General features: G+C 66.6%; 10 protein-coding genes. 7 read left to right on the forward strand and 3 right to left on the reverse strand.

Features of this window, described 5'->3' with window-relative positions:
* The first annotated feature begins 33 nt into the window (after window positions 1–33).
* The 6 genes from paoA to ACV7NL_RS20355 all read left to right on the forward strand — a co-directional run bounded on the left by paoA (window position 34) and on the right by ACV7NL_RS20355 (window position 7,326).
* Window positions 34–627, forward strand: a complete 594-nt coding sequence (gene paoA / locus ACV7NL_RS20330; protein WP_463356696.1) for an aldehyde dehydrogenase iron-sulfur subunit PaoA — start codon at window positions 34–36, stop codon at window positions 625–627.
* On the forward strand, window positions 624–1,574 hold the full coding sequence (locus ACV7NL_RS20335) for an FAD binding domain-containing protein (protein WP_463356697.1): 951 nt from the start codon (window positions 624–626) through the stop codon (window positions 1,572–1,574). Before paoA ends, ACV7NL_RS20335 begins: the two co-directional genes overlap by 4 nt.
* Before the next feature lie 3 nt (window positions 1,575–1,577).
* Complete coding sequence (paoC, locus tag ACV7NL_RS20340; RefSeq protein ID WP_463356698.1) at window positions 1,578–3,782, forward strand: aldehyde oxidoreductase molybdenum-binding subunit PaoC; 2,205 nt, start codon at window positions 1,578–1,580, stop codon at window positions 3,780–3,782.
* Window positions 3,783–3,834: 52 nt separating this feature from the next.
* Window positions 3,835–6,045 (forward strand): aldehyde oxidoreductase molybdenum-binding subunit PaoC, encoded by a 2,211-nt coding sequence (paoC, locus tag ACV7NL_RS20345; RefSeq protein WP_463356699.1) that lies wholly within the window; start codon window positions 3,835–3,837, stop codon window positions 6,043–6,045.
* A gap of 118 nt (window positions 6,046–6,163) precedes the next feature.
* The gene (locus ACV7NL_RS20350; protein ID WP_463357177.1) at window positions 6,164–6,562 is read left to right on the forward strand and encodes a (R)-mandelonitrile lyase; all 399 of its coding nucleotides are present in this window, start codon (window positions 6,164–6,166) and stop codon (window positions 6,560–6,562) included.
* A gap of 35 nt (window positions 6,563–6,597) precedes the next feature.
* A complete protein-coding gene (locus tag ACV7NL_RS20355; RefSeq protein ID WP_463356700.1) occupies window positions 6,598–7,326 on the forward strand; it encodes a RibD family protein in 729 nt (242 codons plus the stop codon).
* An 889-nt stretch (window positions 7,327–8,215) separates the two neighbouring features.
* Here the strand turns inward: ACV7NL_RS20355 and ACV7NL_RS20360 are convergent.
* The 3 genes from ACV7NL_RS20360 to ACV7NL_RS20370 all read right to left on the reverse strand — a co-directional run bounded on the left by ACV7NL_RS20360 (window position 8,216) and on the right by ACV7NL_RS20370 (window position 14,656).
* On the reverse strand, window positions 8,216–10,825 hold the full coding sequence (locus ACV7NL_RS20360) for a histidine kinase dimerization/phosphoacceptor domain -containing protein (protein WP_463356701.1): 2,610 nt from the start codon (window positions 10,823–10,825) through the stop codon (window positions 8,216–8,218).
* Between the two features lie 247 nt (window positions 10,826–11,072).
* A complete protein-coding gene (locus ACV7NL_RS20365; RefSeq protein ID WP_463356702.1) occupies window positions 11,073–13,520 on the reverse strand; it encodes a PAS domain-containing protein in 2,448 nt (815 codons plus the stop codon).
* Window positions 13,521–13,969: 449 nt separating this feature from the next.
* A complete protein-coding gene (locus ACV7NL_RS20370) occupies window positions 13,970–14,656 on the reverse strand; it encodes a zinc metallopeptidase (RefSeq protein ID WP_247636757.1) in 687 nt (228 codons plus the stop codon).
* Between the two features lie 581 nt (window positions 14,657–15,237).
* On the opposite strand from ACV7NL_RS20370, the gene ACV7NL_RS20375 reads away from it, so the two are divergent.
* The gene (locus ACV7NL_RS20375) at window positions 15,238–15,471 is read left to right on the forward strand and encodes a hypothetical protein (RefSeq protein ID WP_463356703.1); all 234 of its coding nucleotides are present in this window, start codon (window positions 15,238–15,240) and stop codon (window positions 15,469–15,471) included.
* Window positions 15,472–15,478 lie beyond the last annotated feature (7 nt).

Below are 15,478 nucleotides of genomic sequence, written 5' to 3' on the forward strand. Positions count from 1 at the left end.
CCTGGAGATTACGACTTGAACCGGAGAGATTTGATGGTGGCTGCATCAGCCACGGCGGCCCTGGCCGCCGTTCCATCTGCGGCTGGCGCCGCGCGCGCGGGAACCGAAAAGCCGGTCCGGGCCAAGGTCGGTTTCACCGTGAACGGCGAGCGCCGCGAACTCGAACTCGACACCCGGACCAGCCTGCTCGACGCGGTGCGAGAGCACCTGCACCTGACCGGCGCCAAGAAGGGCTGCGACCACGGTCAGTGCGGCGCCTGCACGATGATCGTCGACGGTCGACGCATCAATTCCTGCCTGACCCTCGCGGTCATGCACCAGGACGCCAGCGTCATGACCATCGAGGGGCTCGGCAAGCCGGGCGACCTCCATCCGATGCAGGCCGCCTTCGTGAAGCACGACAGCTACCAGTGCGGCTTCTGCACCCCGGGCCAGATCTGCTCCAGCGTCGCGGTCATCGCCGAGATCAAGTCCGGCATCCCAAGCCACGTCAGCGCCGACCTCAACGGGACCTACGAGGTCACCGACGCCGAGATTCGCGAGCGCATGAGCGGCAACATCTGCCGTTGCGGCGCCTATTCCAACATCGTCGAGGCGATCACCGAGGTCGCGGGGAAGCAGGCATGAAATCCTTCACGTACGAGCGCCCGGGCACGCCCGCCGAGGCCGCCGCCGCCGTCGCCCGCACGCCGAACGCCAAGTTCATCGCCGGCGGCACCAACCTGCTCGACTTGATGAAGCTGCAGATCGAGACCCCGACCCACCTCGTCGACGTCAATGGCCTCGGCCTGGACAAGGTCGAGCCGATGCCGGAGGGCGGGCTTCGGATCGGGGCCCTAGTGCGGAACACGGATCTGGCCGCTGATGCCAGAGTCCGAAAGGATTACGGCGTTCTCTCGCGGGCGCTGCTCGCGGGCGCTTCGGGACAGCTCCGCAACAAGGCGACCACCGCCGGCAACCTGCTGCAGCGGACCCGGTGCCCGTACTTCTACGACACCGCCCAGGCCTGCAACAAACGCCAGCCGGGGTCCGGTTGCTCGGCCATCGACGGGGTCAGCCGGCAGCTCGCCGTGATCGGTGCGAGCGAAGCCTGCATCGCGACCTATCCGGGCGACATGGCGGTAGCCATGCGCGTCCTCGACGCCACCGTCGAGACCGTCGACGCAAAGGGTGCCACCCGCAAGATCCCCGTCGCGGACTTCCATCGCCTGCCCGCCGACAAGCCGGAACTCGACACGACGCTGAAGGCCGGCGAGCTGATCACCGCCGTGACGCTGCCGAAGCCCGTCGCCGGGACGCACATCTACCGCAAGGTCCGCGACCGGGCCTCCTATGCCTACGCCCTCGTCTCCGTCGCTGCCGTGATCGGCAAGGACGGGACCGGGCACGTGGCGTTCGGCGGTGTGGCGCCGCGCCCGTGGCGCGTCGAGGCTGCCGAGGCCGACCTGCCGCGGGGTGCCAAGGCGGTGACCGACAAGGTCTTCGCGGGGGCCAAGCCGACCGAGGACAACGCCTACAAGCTGAAGCTCGCCGAGCGCACGCTCGGTGCCGTCCTGACCGAGGCGAGGGCCTGATCCATGAAGTTCGACACCCCCGCAGGCACCAACCCCATCGACCGGCTCAAGGTCGTGGGGAAGGCCACCGACCGGATCGACGGCCCGTTCAAGACCACCGGCACCGCCCCCTATGCCAACGACTGGCACGACCCGCACGCCAAGCTCGCCTACGGCGTCGTCGTCGGCGCCACTATCGCCAAGGGCCGGATCGCCTCGATGGACCTGGGCGCGGCCAAGGCCGCCCCGGGCGTCGTCGCCATCGTGACCGCCGATAACGCTGGCAAGCTCGGCAAGGGCAAGCTCAACACCGCAAAACTCCTCGGCGGGCCAGAGATCGAGCATTACCATCAGGCCGTCGCCGTGGTGGTCGCCGAGACCTTCGAGCAGGCACGCGCCGCCGCGGCGCTGGTCAAGGTCAAGTACACCGCCACCGAGGGCGCCTTCGACCTCGCCTCGGTGAAGGACGGGGCGAAGGACCCGGGCGACGTCCAGGGCAGTCCATCCTCCTCCTCCGTCGGTGACTTCGCCGGCGCGTTCGCCTCGGCGCCGGTCAAGCTCGACGAGAGCTACGAGACGCCGGACCACGCCCACGCGATGATGGAGCCCCATGCCTCCGTCGCGTCCTGGGACGGGGACAAGGTCACGGTCTGGACCTCGAACCAGATGATCGCCTGGGGCACGCGTGACCTCGCGCTGACCCTGGACGTCCCGCAGGAGAAGGTCCGGCTGGTGTCGCCGTTCATCGGCGGCGGCTTCGGCGGCAAGCTCTTCCTGCGGTCCGAGGCACTCCTCGCGGCGCTGGGCGCCCGTGCGGCCGGACGGGCGGTGAAGGTCGCCCTGACGCGTCCGCAGATGTTTAACAACACCACGCACCGGCCCGCCACGCTCCAGCGCATCCGCATCGGCGCGACCCCGGACGGCAAGATCACCGCCATCGGCCACGAGAGCTGGTCGGGCGACCTACCCGAGGGCGGTCCCGAGGCGGCGGTCTTGCAGACCCGCCTGCTCTACGCCGCGCCGAACCGGATGACCGCCCTGAGGCTCGCGGTGCTCGACCTTCCTGAGGGCAACGCGATGCGGGCCCCGGGCGAGGCCCCCGGCCTGATGGCGCTTGAAGTCGCCATGGACGAGATGGCGGAGAAGCTTGGGCTCGACCCCGTGCGCTTCCGCGAGATCAACGACACCCAGGTCGACCCAGAGAAGCCCGAGCGTGCCTTCTCCCAGCGCAGCCTCGTCGATTGCCTGCGCCAGGGCGCCGAGCGCTTCGGCTGGGACAAGAGGGGGAAGCCCGGTCAGGTCCGCGACGGGCGCTGGCTCGTCGGGATGGGGATGGCCTCGGCCTTCCGCAACAACATGGTGCTGAAGTCCGCCGCCCGCGTCCGCCTCGACGGCAAGGGCATGGTGATCGTCGAGACCGACATGACCGACATCGGCAACGGCAGCTACACCATCATCGGCCAGACGGCGGCCGAGATGATGGGGGTCACCCTCGACAAGGTCATCGTGCGCCTCGGGGACTCCGATTTCCCGGTCTCCTCGGGCTCGGGCGGACAGTTCGGCGCCAACTCCTCGACGTCGGGTGTATACGCCGCCTGTATGAAGTTACGTGAGGCCGTGGCCGGCAAGCTCGGCTTCAACTCGGCCGATGCCGTGTTCGAGGACGGGCAGGTCCGCTCGGGCAATCGCAACGTTCCGCTCGCTCAGGCAGCTACCGGCGGAGACATCGTGGCCGAGGACGCCATCGAGTTCGGCGACCTCGACAAGACCCATCAGCAATCGACCTTCGGCGGCCACTTCGTCGAGGTCGGCGTCGACGTGGCCACGGCCGAGATCCGGGTCCGCCGCATGCTGGCGGTCTGTGCCAGCGGACGCATCCTCAACCCGAAGTCGGCCCGCAGCCAAGTCATCGGCGGGATGACCATGGGCGTGGGCGCGGCCCTAATGGAGGAGCTCGCGGTCGATACCAAGCGCGGCTTCTTCGTCAACCACGATCTCGCCGGCTACGAGGTGCCGGTCCATGCCGACATCCCGCACCAGGAGGTGTTCTTCCTCGACGAGGTCGATCCGATGTCCTCGCCGATGAAGGCCAAGGGCGTCGGCGAACTTGGAATCTGCGGGGTCGGCGCTGCGGTGGCGAACGCTGTCTACAACGCCACCGGCGTGCGGGTCCGCGACTACCCGATCACCCTCGACAAGCTCCTGAACCGCATGCCGGACGCGGCTTGAGCACGTCCGACGATATGAGCGTCGCCGAAACCGTAGGTCGAGGAGCGAGATCATGAAGTTCGATACCCCCGCCGGCATCAACCCCATCGACCGGCTCAAGGTCGTCGGGCAGCCGCTCGACCGAGTCGACGGTCCGCTCAAGGTGACCGGCACCGCCCCCTACGCTTCCGACTGGCATGATCCGCAGGCGAACCTGGCCTACGGCTTCATCGTCGGTGCCGGCATCGCCAAGGGGCGCGTCGTCGCGATCGATCTCGTTGCCGCCAACGCCGCCCCGGGTGTCGTCTCCATCGTCACCCACGAGAACGCGGGCACGCTCGGCAAGGGTGAGTTCTACGTCCAGCGTTTCCTCGCTGCGCCCGAGATCGATCACTACCACCAAGCCGTGGCGGTCGTGGTCGCGGAGACGTTCGAGCAGGCCCGTGCCGCCGCCGCCCTGGTCAAGGTAAAGTATGCCCGGGCGGAAGGTTCGTTCGACCTGTCGGCGTTGGTGGCGACGGCGCCGGTCGCCAAGGCCGGCCAGTTCGGGGGTAAGCCCGAGACCAGCGTGGGCGACTTCGAGACCGCGTTCGCGGCGGCGCCGGTCAAGCTGGACGAGACCTACACGACGCCCGATCAGGCGCACGCGATGATGGAACCGCACGCCACCATCACCTCGTGGGACGGCGACCGCCTGACCTGCCACACCGCGATCCAGCAGATGAACTGGGGCGTTCGCGACCTTGCCAAGACCCTTGGCATCACAAAGGACAAGATCCGGCTGGTGTCGCCGTACATCGGCGGCGGGTTCGGCGGTAAGGGGACCGTGCAGACCGACCTCGCCCTTGCCGCAGTGGCCGCGCGCGTGGCGCGTCGACCGGTCAAGCTGGCCCTGCAGCGCCCGATGATGTTCAACACCACCATCCACCGCCCGGCGACGGTCCAGCGCATCTGGATCGGGGCGACGACGGACGGCCATATCACCGCCATCGGTCACGATAACCTCAACGGCAACCTTGCCGGGGGCCGGACCGAGCCGTCGACCGCCGCGACGCGGTCTTTCTACGCCGGCGCCAATCGCATGACCCGCCAGAGGCTGGCGGTGCTCGACCTCGCCGAGGGCAATGCGATGCGAGCCCCGGGCGAGGCCCCGGGATTGATGGCGCTTGAGATCGCCATGGACGAGATGGCGGAAAAGCTTGGCATGGACCCGGTCGCGTTCCGGGTCCTGAACGACACCCAGGTCGACCCCGAGCATCCCGAAATGCCGTTCTCGACGCGCCCGTTCGTGGAATGCCTCCGCACCGGTGCCGACCGGTTCGGCTGGGATCGACGCAAGGCGGCGCCAGCCAGCGTCCGTGACGGGCGCTGGCTGGTCGGGATGGGTATGGCGGGCGCGATCCGCGCCGCGAAGATTGCCAAGTCCGGTGCCCGCGTGAGGCTCGATGCTCGGGGCGTGGTCACGGTCGATACCGACATGACCGACATCGGCACCGGCAGCTACACCATCGTCGCCCAGACGGCGGCCGAGATGATGGGCGTCGGGATCGAACGGGTCGTCGCGCGACTCGGGGATTCCGATTTTCCCGAGTCGCCGGGTTCGGGCGGCCAGCAGGGCGCGCCGTCCGTCACTGCAGGCGTCTACGCCGCGTGCGTGAAGCTGCGCGAGGCGGTGGCCCAGAGACTGGGGTTCAATTCGGCCGACGCGATCTTCGCCGATGGCGAGGTGCGCCTTGGCAATCGCGCCGTGCCGCTCGGCAATGCAGCGAAGGCCGGCGACATCGTCGTCGAGGACACCATGGAGTTCGGCGACCTGTCGAAGAGGTTCGCCCAGCAGACATTCGGGGCGCACTTCGCCGAGGTCGGCGTGGATGCGGACACCGGCGAGATCCGCGTTCGGCGGATGCTGGCGGTCTGTGCCGCGGGCCGCATCCTCAACCCGAAGACGGCCCGTAGCCAGGTCATCGGCGGAATGGTCATGGGCGTGGGCGCCGCCCTGATGGAGGAGATGGCGGTCGACACCAAGCGCGGCTTCTTCGTCAACCACGATCTCGCCGGCTACGAGGTGCCGGTCCATGCCGACATCCCGCACCTCGACGCAATCTTCGTCGACGAGGTCGATCCGACGATGTCGCCGATCAAGGCGAAGGGTGTCGGGGAGCTCGGGCTGGTCGGCGTCGCACCTGCGGTCGCGAACGCGATCTACAACGCGACCGGGGTCCGCGTGCGCGACTATCCCATCACGCTGGACAAGCTCCTCGACCGCATGCCCGACGCGGCCTGAAAGAAGCGCCAAGGACGCCGCCATGCACATTCCCGTCGGGACCGCCTCGCTCGTCCTTGCCGCGACCCTCGCCACCGGCATGAACTGGCATTGCTCCGCCAGTCCCTCGCAAAAGGCGGTGACCGTCGAGCGCAGCGGTACCGTGCCCTCCGTAAGGGGCGCGCCGGAGAACTTCACGGGGACCGTACGCGTCGACCCGATGATCCAGGAAAGGCCACCTTCACGAATGTCGGGCGGCCTCGTCACCTTCGAGCCCAACTCTCGGACGGCTTGGCATACCCATCCGCTCGGTCAGACCCTGATCGTTACCGCCGGGCTCGGTCGGGTCCAGAACGAGGGCGGTCCGGTGCTGGAGATCCGGCCTGGCGACGTGGTCCGCATCCCGCCCGGCGTGCGCCACTGGCATGGGGCCTCGCCTACTGCAGGCATGAGCCACATCGCGTTGTCGGAGGCGCTCGACGGCAAGGTCGTCGATTGGATGGAGCACGTCACGGACGCCGAGTACCGCGGCGAGTGACCTGACCGTAACCCGAGGAAAGGTGAGTTCGCGAGATGCGTCCGAAGATCATCTGCCACATGGGAAGCTCCATCGACGGCCGGCTCCACCCGAGCCGCTGGACCCCTCCCGCCGCGGGCATCGAGCAGGACCTGGTTCACCGGTACTACGACGAGACCGCGGCGCGCCTGGATGCCGAGGGCTGGATCGTGGGTCGCACGACCATGGCCGAGATCGCCAAGGGGCATCCGCGCAAACCCGAGACCGTTCCTGGTGACCTCCGCCAGACTCATGTCGGCAAGCGAAACGGTCGCGACTTGGCTGTCGCAATCGACCCGCACGGGAAGGTGCATTACGGCCGGGACGACGCAGGCGGGGACCATATCGTGGCGGTCCTCGGCGAGGGCGTCACGGACGACTATCTGGCTGAGCTCCGTGAGGACGGGGTCTCCTACATCTTCGCCGGTCCGGACGGCCGTGACCTCGTCGGTGCAATGGCGACCCTGGGCGAGACCTTCGACGTGAGGACCCTGCTGCTGGAGGGCGGCGGCATCATCAACGGCGCCTTCCTGAAGGCCGGACTGATTGACGAGGTCAGCCTGCTTGTCTCGCCCGCGCTTGACGGCCTTGCGGGCGTGCCCACCATCTTCGAATACCATGGTGACCCCGACGAGCGGCCGGCTGCCGGCAAGGCGCTTCGGCATCTCCATACAGAGACCCTGAAAGGCGGCACCGTCTGGCTTCGGTATGCCGTCGAGGATGCTCCCGGCGCCAAAACCTCGTGACCATGAACCGCCACCGGTTAAAGGCCACCCGACCTCATTTCGTAAGCTGAAAAAGACAGGGCCGCAGGAAATTGCCGTGCGGCCCTGTCATAACTCTAAGTTGATTTAGAACGTAACTTTGGTGCGCCGAAGCGGATCATTGGGTCGGCTATCACCAGAGCGGGCGTATAAGCACTGCCGTAGTGCAGGACCACCATAATGTTGGTGATATTAATCGCCGGGTTCGCATCATGTGTAGTAGCGCCCCGGTATGGGTCGCTAGTTCCTGCAGCGTCGTAGTATTGTCGGCTTTGACGACGAGAGTAGCTGAGCAGAGGGGTAGGCCTCTGTCGATAGGACCTATGTCTGATTAAAGACATTAATCACCGAAAGCAGCCAGGCCGCTACCCACCCAACCCTGCCATAGAGCAGACGGACGGGTCCCGACCCAAATAGGTCATAGCAAGGCCTCTTCCGGGTTCCCAGAAGCAGTCGTTCAGTTGGACTACAGCTCTTTCCGGCTCGGCTATGCCAGGCGACCCGAGTAGCCATTGACCTCGCGTTTGAAATTTCCGGACTGAAGCAGCAAGCAACCTTCCGATGACGGGCAGGTAGCCCCTGCAGGGACCCGCTTCGGCATCGATCGCGACGTAATCGCGGAGTTGCGGCGCGGGGGCTCGAAGCGTGTTGAGGGCCACCGTGTGGGCTTAGGATGGCAAAGTTGGGTCACCGCCGGGGCTGTACAGGTCCGTGTTGCCGGTTCGAGCTCAAGGACCGCAGGCTGCGACCGTGGGTCGGTTCCCGGGCGGCTGCGGAGGCCATAGCCGAAGCAAGCCAGGGGTGGGACCCCGGCCCGTACGCGATCGTTCGAGCACGGTTACCGTCGGGATCACGGCCGACATCCCGGGCCTCACGCATGCACGGTGAAGCAGGCGCCCGGATCGTTCGCCACCTCAAGCGTCGCGTCGATCTGGTCGAGCATGGCTCGCACCAGCTTCATTCCAAGCCCCGTGCCCTTCGGCTTCCGATCGGCCCAGCCTTCTGGCAGGCCCTCGCCGTCATCGCAGACGCGCACCCTGACCCGGCCACCGCCCTGGTCGCTGACGCTGACCGAGATATGGCTGCCGCCCGCATCTCGGGAGGCGTACTTGAAGGCGTTGGTGACGAGCTCGGTGGCAATGAGCGAGAGCGCCACCGCCTTGCGGTAGGGAACCATTACCCGGGCGTCGGCGGTGATGCCGACGGTATGGCCGTCGCCCGCCATGCCGGACAGGTCGCGGCAGAGGTTCTCAATAGTCTGGCCGAGATCCACGTCCTCGATATTCTCTGCCTGGTACAAGCTGTCGTGGACACGCGCGACGCTCATCACCCGTGCCGAAGTTTCGGCGAAAGCCTGCTTTGCTTCCGGGTCCCTGGTCTGGCGCTGCTGCATCAGCAGGAAGGCCGATACGATCTGGAGAGAGTTCTTCACCCGGTGGTCGATCTCCCGGCTCAGCACGTCCTTCTGCTCCAGGGCCCGCTCTTTGTCCGCCAGCAGTCCCGTCAGCTCGACGATGGTACGGCGTTGGCGTAGCACGACGCCCTCTACGACTTGTGCGAGGGAAGTGGCAAAGGAGAGTTGCCACTCCGCCCAGGGCTTCGACAGGCCTTGGCGCTCCTCGATCCAGCGCTCGAACGATCGCCGCGGCAACACGGCGGCCGACCCGCTGCCGGGCGCCACGGGCTTGCGGGGGTCGCCGCCCCAGGAGACGGTACTCGGGACCTCGGGTCGGAACCACAGCAGCAGGTTGCGCCTCGACTCGTCGACAAAGACCGCCACGAGGCCGCTGCCGCGGTCTGCATAGGCCAAAGCTGGCGGATAGGCCGCGGGCAGGGCGTGGGTGCTGAACCCGGCCTCGGCCGTCGGTCTAGCGCCCAGGAGCCAATCCCGGAGGGTACGGATAGCCTCGGGCTCTGGTGCCCGGCCGACCACGGTGACGGCATCGTCTGCTACGACGGCGGCTCCCTCCGCCTCGAACAGGTCGAGCATGGTGGTCTCACCGGCCGTCAGCGCAGCCACGTAGTCGTCGGACCGGGTCAGCTGGCGCACGAGACGTCCCTCGGCGGCGAGATGGGCCTGCTGCGCCTCCCAGAGGCGCCGCCCCTCGATCTCCTGGACCCGCATGGCGAGGGTCTCGGCAAGCAGCGCGGCCGTGGCCCGGGCCTCCGGTGGCACGTAGTGCGGACGACGATGGTGTCCGATCAGCAGGCCCCATAGCGCCCCGTCAACGACGATGGAGGCCGACATCGAGCCGTTGACGCCGAGATTGCGCTGGTATTCCAGATGGATGGGCGACAGCGAGCGATGCTGCGCAAATGTGAGGTCGACCGGGCTATCGGCCCCCGCAGCATCGCCGAGGATCGGCACGGGCTCGGCATCACGGTCGGTAACGAACCGGCTCCGGGCGCGCAGGTAAAGGGCGCGAGCCTGGGCGGGAATGTCCGAGGCAGGAAAATGGAGGCCGAGCAGCGAGCGGGACCAGTCGCCAACTTTGTCCTCGGCGATGGCCGCGCCATTCCAATCGGCGTCGAAGCGGTAGACCAGGACGCTCTCGAACCCGGTGGCGGCACGGACTTCGCGCGCCGTCGCCTCGGCCACCTCGGCGACGCTCCGTGCGGCACGCAACCGGGACACAGCGGGGCCCGCCCCCGATCGCTGCGTGGACCGGAAATCGTCGGGTCGCTCCGGGACGACCTCCAGTTCGACAATGACGCGACCGTCATGAGCATGGGCTACGCCGAGGAACGGGACGGTGTCATCCTCGCCGAGACACATGTGCTCCAAGACGGTTTGGCCACCGGTCATGCGCCCTTCCACGAGGGCTTCGCTGATGCAGGCTACGAAGCCGTCGGGCAGGACTTCGTGCAGCGACCGACCGAGCAACGACGATCCTGCAATGGGAAACGCCTCGGCGACATTGGCGCTGTGAGCGAGGATGGTGAGGTCCGTAGGATTGGCGACGAGGAGGACGACGCCGGGCTGGACCGATCCCGGGATATGGATCAGTTCGCGTTCGCAGACCGAGACGTCTACCGGCTCAGCGCGTTCACGACGCTCGACAGCGGCGGCGCCCAGGCGTGGATCACGGGGAGCAGGCCTTTCGGTCGGGATCAGCTCGATTGACGCTCCCTCCGCACCGTCGACCGACGCCATGCGCAGGTCGAGTTGGACCGGGCCGGCGGCACGGTCGAGGGCGAAGCGCGCGGCGACGTCGAGACGCCCACGGCGCACGCCCGAGAGAAAGCGGCCGCGTCCACGGGGAACGTTGGTTCCCGGCATCAGGTCGCGGAAGAAGTCCCGGCCTACCAGGGTTGCGTTCGCCTGAACGAAGAGGATTGCGGCGGCGGGGTTGGCGGCACGCACGATGCCCCGGTCGTCAAGCCAAACGACGCCGTGCGGTATGTCGTCGATTCGATTCACCGTGGGCGAGTCATAGCCTGGACCGTCAACGGGCAGTCCCTCGCCGTCACCTCTCGTCATATCATTCCCATCAAGAGGGTTCGCATTACCTGGTCATACTATGGCACGGGACGGCTGGCCCGTGTATGAATGAGCCCGAATGGACAGTCGGAACGACGCCCCGACCATCTCGGACGGCGAGCGTCCCAGTTCGACACCGTCGCGACCATTCTGCCTGCTTCCTGCGCCTGGTCCTGACCGGCGCTTAGGCGTCTGTCGCAGCCAGGTCCGCGCCCGTAAGGTGGTGTAACGGTCACCCGTACAGCTCTTACCACCTTCGCCGGATGGCCTCGCCAAGGGCCCGGGCGACATCCTCGGCAGAGTAGGGCTTGCGGAGAAGGTCGAAACCGTGGCTATCGTCACCAGCGAGGACGCCGCTGTAGCCGGTCGTCAAGATGACCGGCATGTCCGGATGCTTCGCACGAAGGCGACGAGCGAGTTCAACTCCGCCCATCCCTGGCATCACCACATCGGAGAACACCGCGTCGAACCGACGGGGATCCCTATCCATTTCGGCCAGGGCGGCCTCGGCATTTTGCGCCCAGAAGGTCCCATGGCCAAGGTCCTGGAGGAGCTGAGTGCAGAAGCGTCCGACGTCGAGGTTGTCCTCGACCACGAGCACGTTCAGGCCGTGATCGATGGTGACTGCCCTGGCGTCCCCCGCTCTGCTTTCCTCCACCGCCACCGATGCTTCGACCTGGGGCAGGTATAGGGTGAAGGTGGTGCCGCGACCGACCTCGCTCGCCACGTCGACGTCGCCGCCGGACTGCTTGGCGAAGCCGATGACCTGGCTGAGGCCGAGCCCAGTGCCCTTGCCGACTTCCTTGGTGGTGAAAAAGGGCTCGAAGATCCGCTCCAGCAGGTCGAGGGCGATTCCCGCGCCCTCGTCGACAACCGCCAGTGCGGCGAACACCCCGGGGCCCGGCGCGTGGCCGCGGATGCCCGGCAGCCCGGAGCCGCATGCGAGGCGAAGGGTCAGCGTACCCTCGCCGTCCATGGCGTCGCGTGCGTTGACCACCAGGTTCACTAGCGCGGTCTCGAACTGGCTCAGATCGGCCCGGACGTGGCAGGGCAGCTCCGGCACCTCGGTGACGATGCGAATGCGCGCCCCTGTCACCGCGTTTAGCATCTCGGCGACGCCCCGCAGACGCTCTCCAACGTCAAACACCACGGGCTTCAGCGCCTGCCGTCTCGCGAAGGAGAGAAGCTGACTCGTCAGCTTGGCGGCCCGGTCAACCGTGTCACCAACCGCCGCCAGGTAACGAGCGCGCCGCTCCTCGGCCAAATTAGGTCGCCGCAGGAACTCGACCGACGACTTGATGACGGTGAGCAGGTTGTTGAAGTCGTGTGCTACGCCCCCGGTGAGCTGGCCAACCGCCTCCATCTTCTGCGCGTGCCGCAAGGCCTCCTCCGCACGGCCGAGGCGCTCCTGAGCGCGCAGCCGCTCGGTAATGTCCTGCACATATTGGAACGCGCCGATCCGGCGGCCTTCGTTGTCGCGCAGCGTGGTGAACTTCAGCTCGTAGAAGGTCCGCTTACGATCAGGGTCGCCGAACTCCTCGACGATCGTGAACTCCTCGCCGGCTAGGGCCCGTCCCCAAGTCGCCCGGACGGCGGCGGCGTGATCTGGCCTACGGGCGAGAAGGCCGACGATGTCGTCGCCGATCCGGGGTCGCATTCCGAACGCGGCTTCGAACTCTTCGATCCAGGACCGATTAGCAGCCAGTAGGCGGTAATCCATGTCCAGGGCGCCCACCATGGCGTCCGTGGTCTCGAAGACGTCTGCCCAGAGCTTGCGCTGCATCAGCGCCTCTTCGACACGCTGCTCCAGGGTTACGTTCATCTGGCGCAGGCATGCCTCCGCAAGCTTGCGGTCGTGCACGTCCTCGACGACGCCGTACCACCGGATGACGGCACCGGCTTCGTCGCGGCGTGGCCAGGCGCGGGCTCGCATCCAGCGATGGCCGCCGGTGGCTCCCACCCGCAGGCGATAGTCCACGTCCACGGGCTCGCCCGATGCTAGCGAGGAAGAGAACGCTACGAGGGTCCCGGGCACATCCTCCGGATGCACCGCCGCGATCCAGCCGGAGCCGTCCGGCTCGCCCGCCGCCTGACCGGTGAGGTCGAGCCAGCGCTTCGAGTAGGACAGGATGTTGCCGTCCGGATCGCAGGTCCAAGGTACCTGCGGATTGAGCTCGACCGTCTGTCGGAAATGCTCCTCGCTCTCGCGCAGTGCCCGGTCGGACAGCACGCGCGCAGTGGTCTCGTTAGTGAAGATGAAGAGGCCTGCGATGCCACCGTCGCGGTCGAGCACGCGAGAGTACGAGAACGAAAACCAAGTATCGGCCTCGCCCCGGTCGGTGTCGAGCCTCCACGGCTGGTCGTCGAAGCGTCGGCTTCGGCCGGCGAAAGCCGCGTCGATGATTGGCTTGGCTTGCTCCCAGCCATCCGCCCAAACCACATCGAAGCGCTCGCCCATCGCCCATTCCAGGCGTGGCCCGAGAAGCGGGAAGTAGGTATCGTTGAAGAAGAAGGTGAGCTCCGGCCCCCAGGCTAGTATCATCGATTCCGGCGAGTTGAGCACGAGGCTGAGCGCCGTGCGGAGCTCCGGGGACCAGTTCGCGGGATGGCCAAGCGGATGGTCGGACCAGTCGCGCTCCCGAATCATGCGCGCGGCCTCGCCACCGCCCGCCAGGAAGGCCAAACTGTCGCTCACCACATCACGCTCCGTCGGCGAAGTGGGTCCTTACGAAGGCGGTCCACAGCACGGTGCGGATCGAAATCATGGGTGGGCTGCGGGTGGACATGCAAGCGTATGGCCCTGGGATCCCGAATGTCGACGCGGCTCCCGAACGGCTGCGGCTACGAGCTTGTTCCACATCCTGGGGGCGGTCATATCGCCGTCGTTCCTCCGCCATAGGGAGGAACGTCTACGAGGGTCCCGATTAGGCGAAGCAGAGCCTGCTGTTCGGGCTTGCCGTTGTCGTCGCAGAGGAAGGCACCGAGCTCGATATACTCGATATAGCGGAGTCGCCCCCCAGATGAACCTTTGGGCTGGGGGATGACGAAGGCGCCACCGTTCGCGGGTACCCGGCCAAGGTGCCAGGTATCCCCGTTCGGGCTTTTGTTATCGGGGCAGAACACGGGGCGCTCGCGTTGGACGATTTAGAACGGGAGGAGCCGTCGAAAGCGGGCAATGTTTACGAGCGCTACGAGGGACGAAGCTACGTACGTAAGGGCGGCGGCGCGCAGTACGGTGTGGGCGCCGGGCATGTCGCCTTCGTCGAGGTAGCGACCCGTCTCCAGGATGGGCAGGGCCCGGCGGAAGCTCGCATCAAGCTCGACCGGCAGCGTCAGGAAGTGGAACAGGACGCGAACGCTAAGGAGCGCGATGCCGATCCCCATCTGCACGGCGAGCAGGGCAGGCGAATGGACGAAGGCGAGCACCACGGGCGCGGTCATCATCACCAGGGCCGCGGCGAACTCAAAGCCCTGCACGACCGGGGAGAACCTCACCCGCGCCGCGAAAAGCCGGTCCCCCGCCGCGTGCTGGAGTGCGTGGGCGACCTCGTGCGCCGCGACCGCGACCGCCGTGATCGAGCGGCCGTCGTGGTTCCCCAGCGACAGTCTCACGACGTTCGCGACCGGATCGTAGTGGTCGGCTGGCGCGATCTCGACGAGGACGTGCTCTAGCCGCGCCATGTCGAGCAGATGGCGGGCGAGCTCGCCACCGGTCCCGGGCAAGTCTGGCCGCTCGGCGGCGTGTTGCTGCATCACTCGGCGCACCCACCACTGGGGGCCGAACACCAGACCGAACAAGAGGGCGGCGCCAAGCGCTAGGAGGACAGGCACGAGTGATATGTAGGCACGTGGCCGTATCCGTAAAAGCGCGGCGCCTTACCCGGGGTGCCCACCGTCTGATAATAGCCTGACAAGCGTCAAAACCGGATTGGGTGGGGAGTAGGCCTAATGTCGTCGCCTTGAAGCGGACATTCCGCCTCCGACCCAACCTCGTCGTACGAACCGCCCTACGCCATCCGCCGAAAGCGGTCGTTCGTCGATCCGTGATGTCGGCAGTAGCACCACATCTGCGGGCCTTCTCCAGCAAGTGGGAGAGGGTCCGCCACCGGTGCAGAAGTGAGCCCGATACCGTTGACCTCGATGGCGTCAGGTCGGGGTCGCCCTCTCGTCCAAGGTTGCGATCCGACTCGGCAGATTCTTGCCGGGGGCTGAAACTTGTCGCGGACCAGCTCCGTATCGATGTGCGAAAATAGGATTTCGCCCAGGCCAAAAGCCTTGATGTGAGCACCGAATGCCTATTGCAAAAATATCATAGTACAGAAAAGGCATTTCTTGTTTTTGAGGAACAACGATACAATAATTCTGTTGCCCTGTGGGTTGTATAAGATGTTCACCTCCACAGGAGATCCCTTATGAAGAAGCTCACCCTTGCGCTGACCGCTTTGACCGCCCTCGGCGGCATTGCCCTCGCCGCCGGTTCGGCCACGGCCGCCCCGATATCCGTCAACGGCATTCAGTCCGAGAGCGGCGTCACCCAGGTCCGCATGGACCGCAGTGAGCGGATGATGATGAAGAAGCGCATGATGCGGAAGCAGATGATGAAGCGCCGCATGATGAAGAAGCGCATGATGAACCGCGGCATGTGATTTCAAG

Source organism: Methylobacterium sp. Ger2507 (assembly GCF_055231875.1).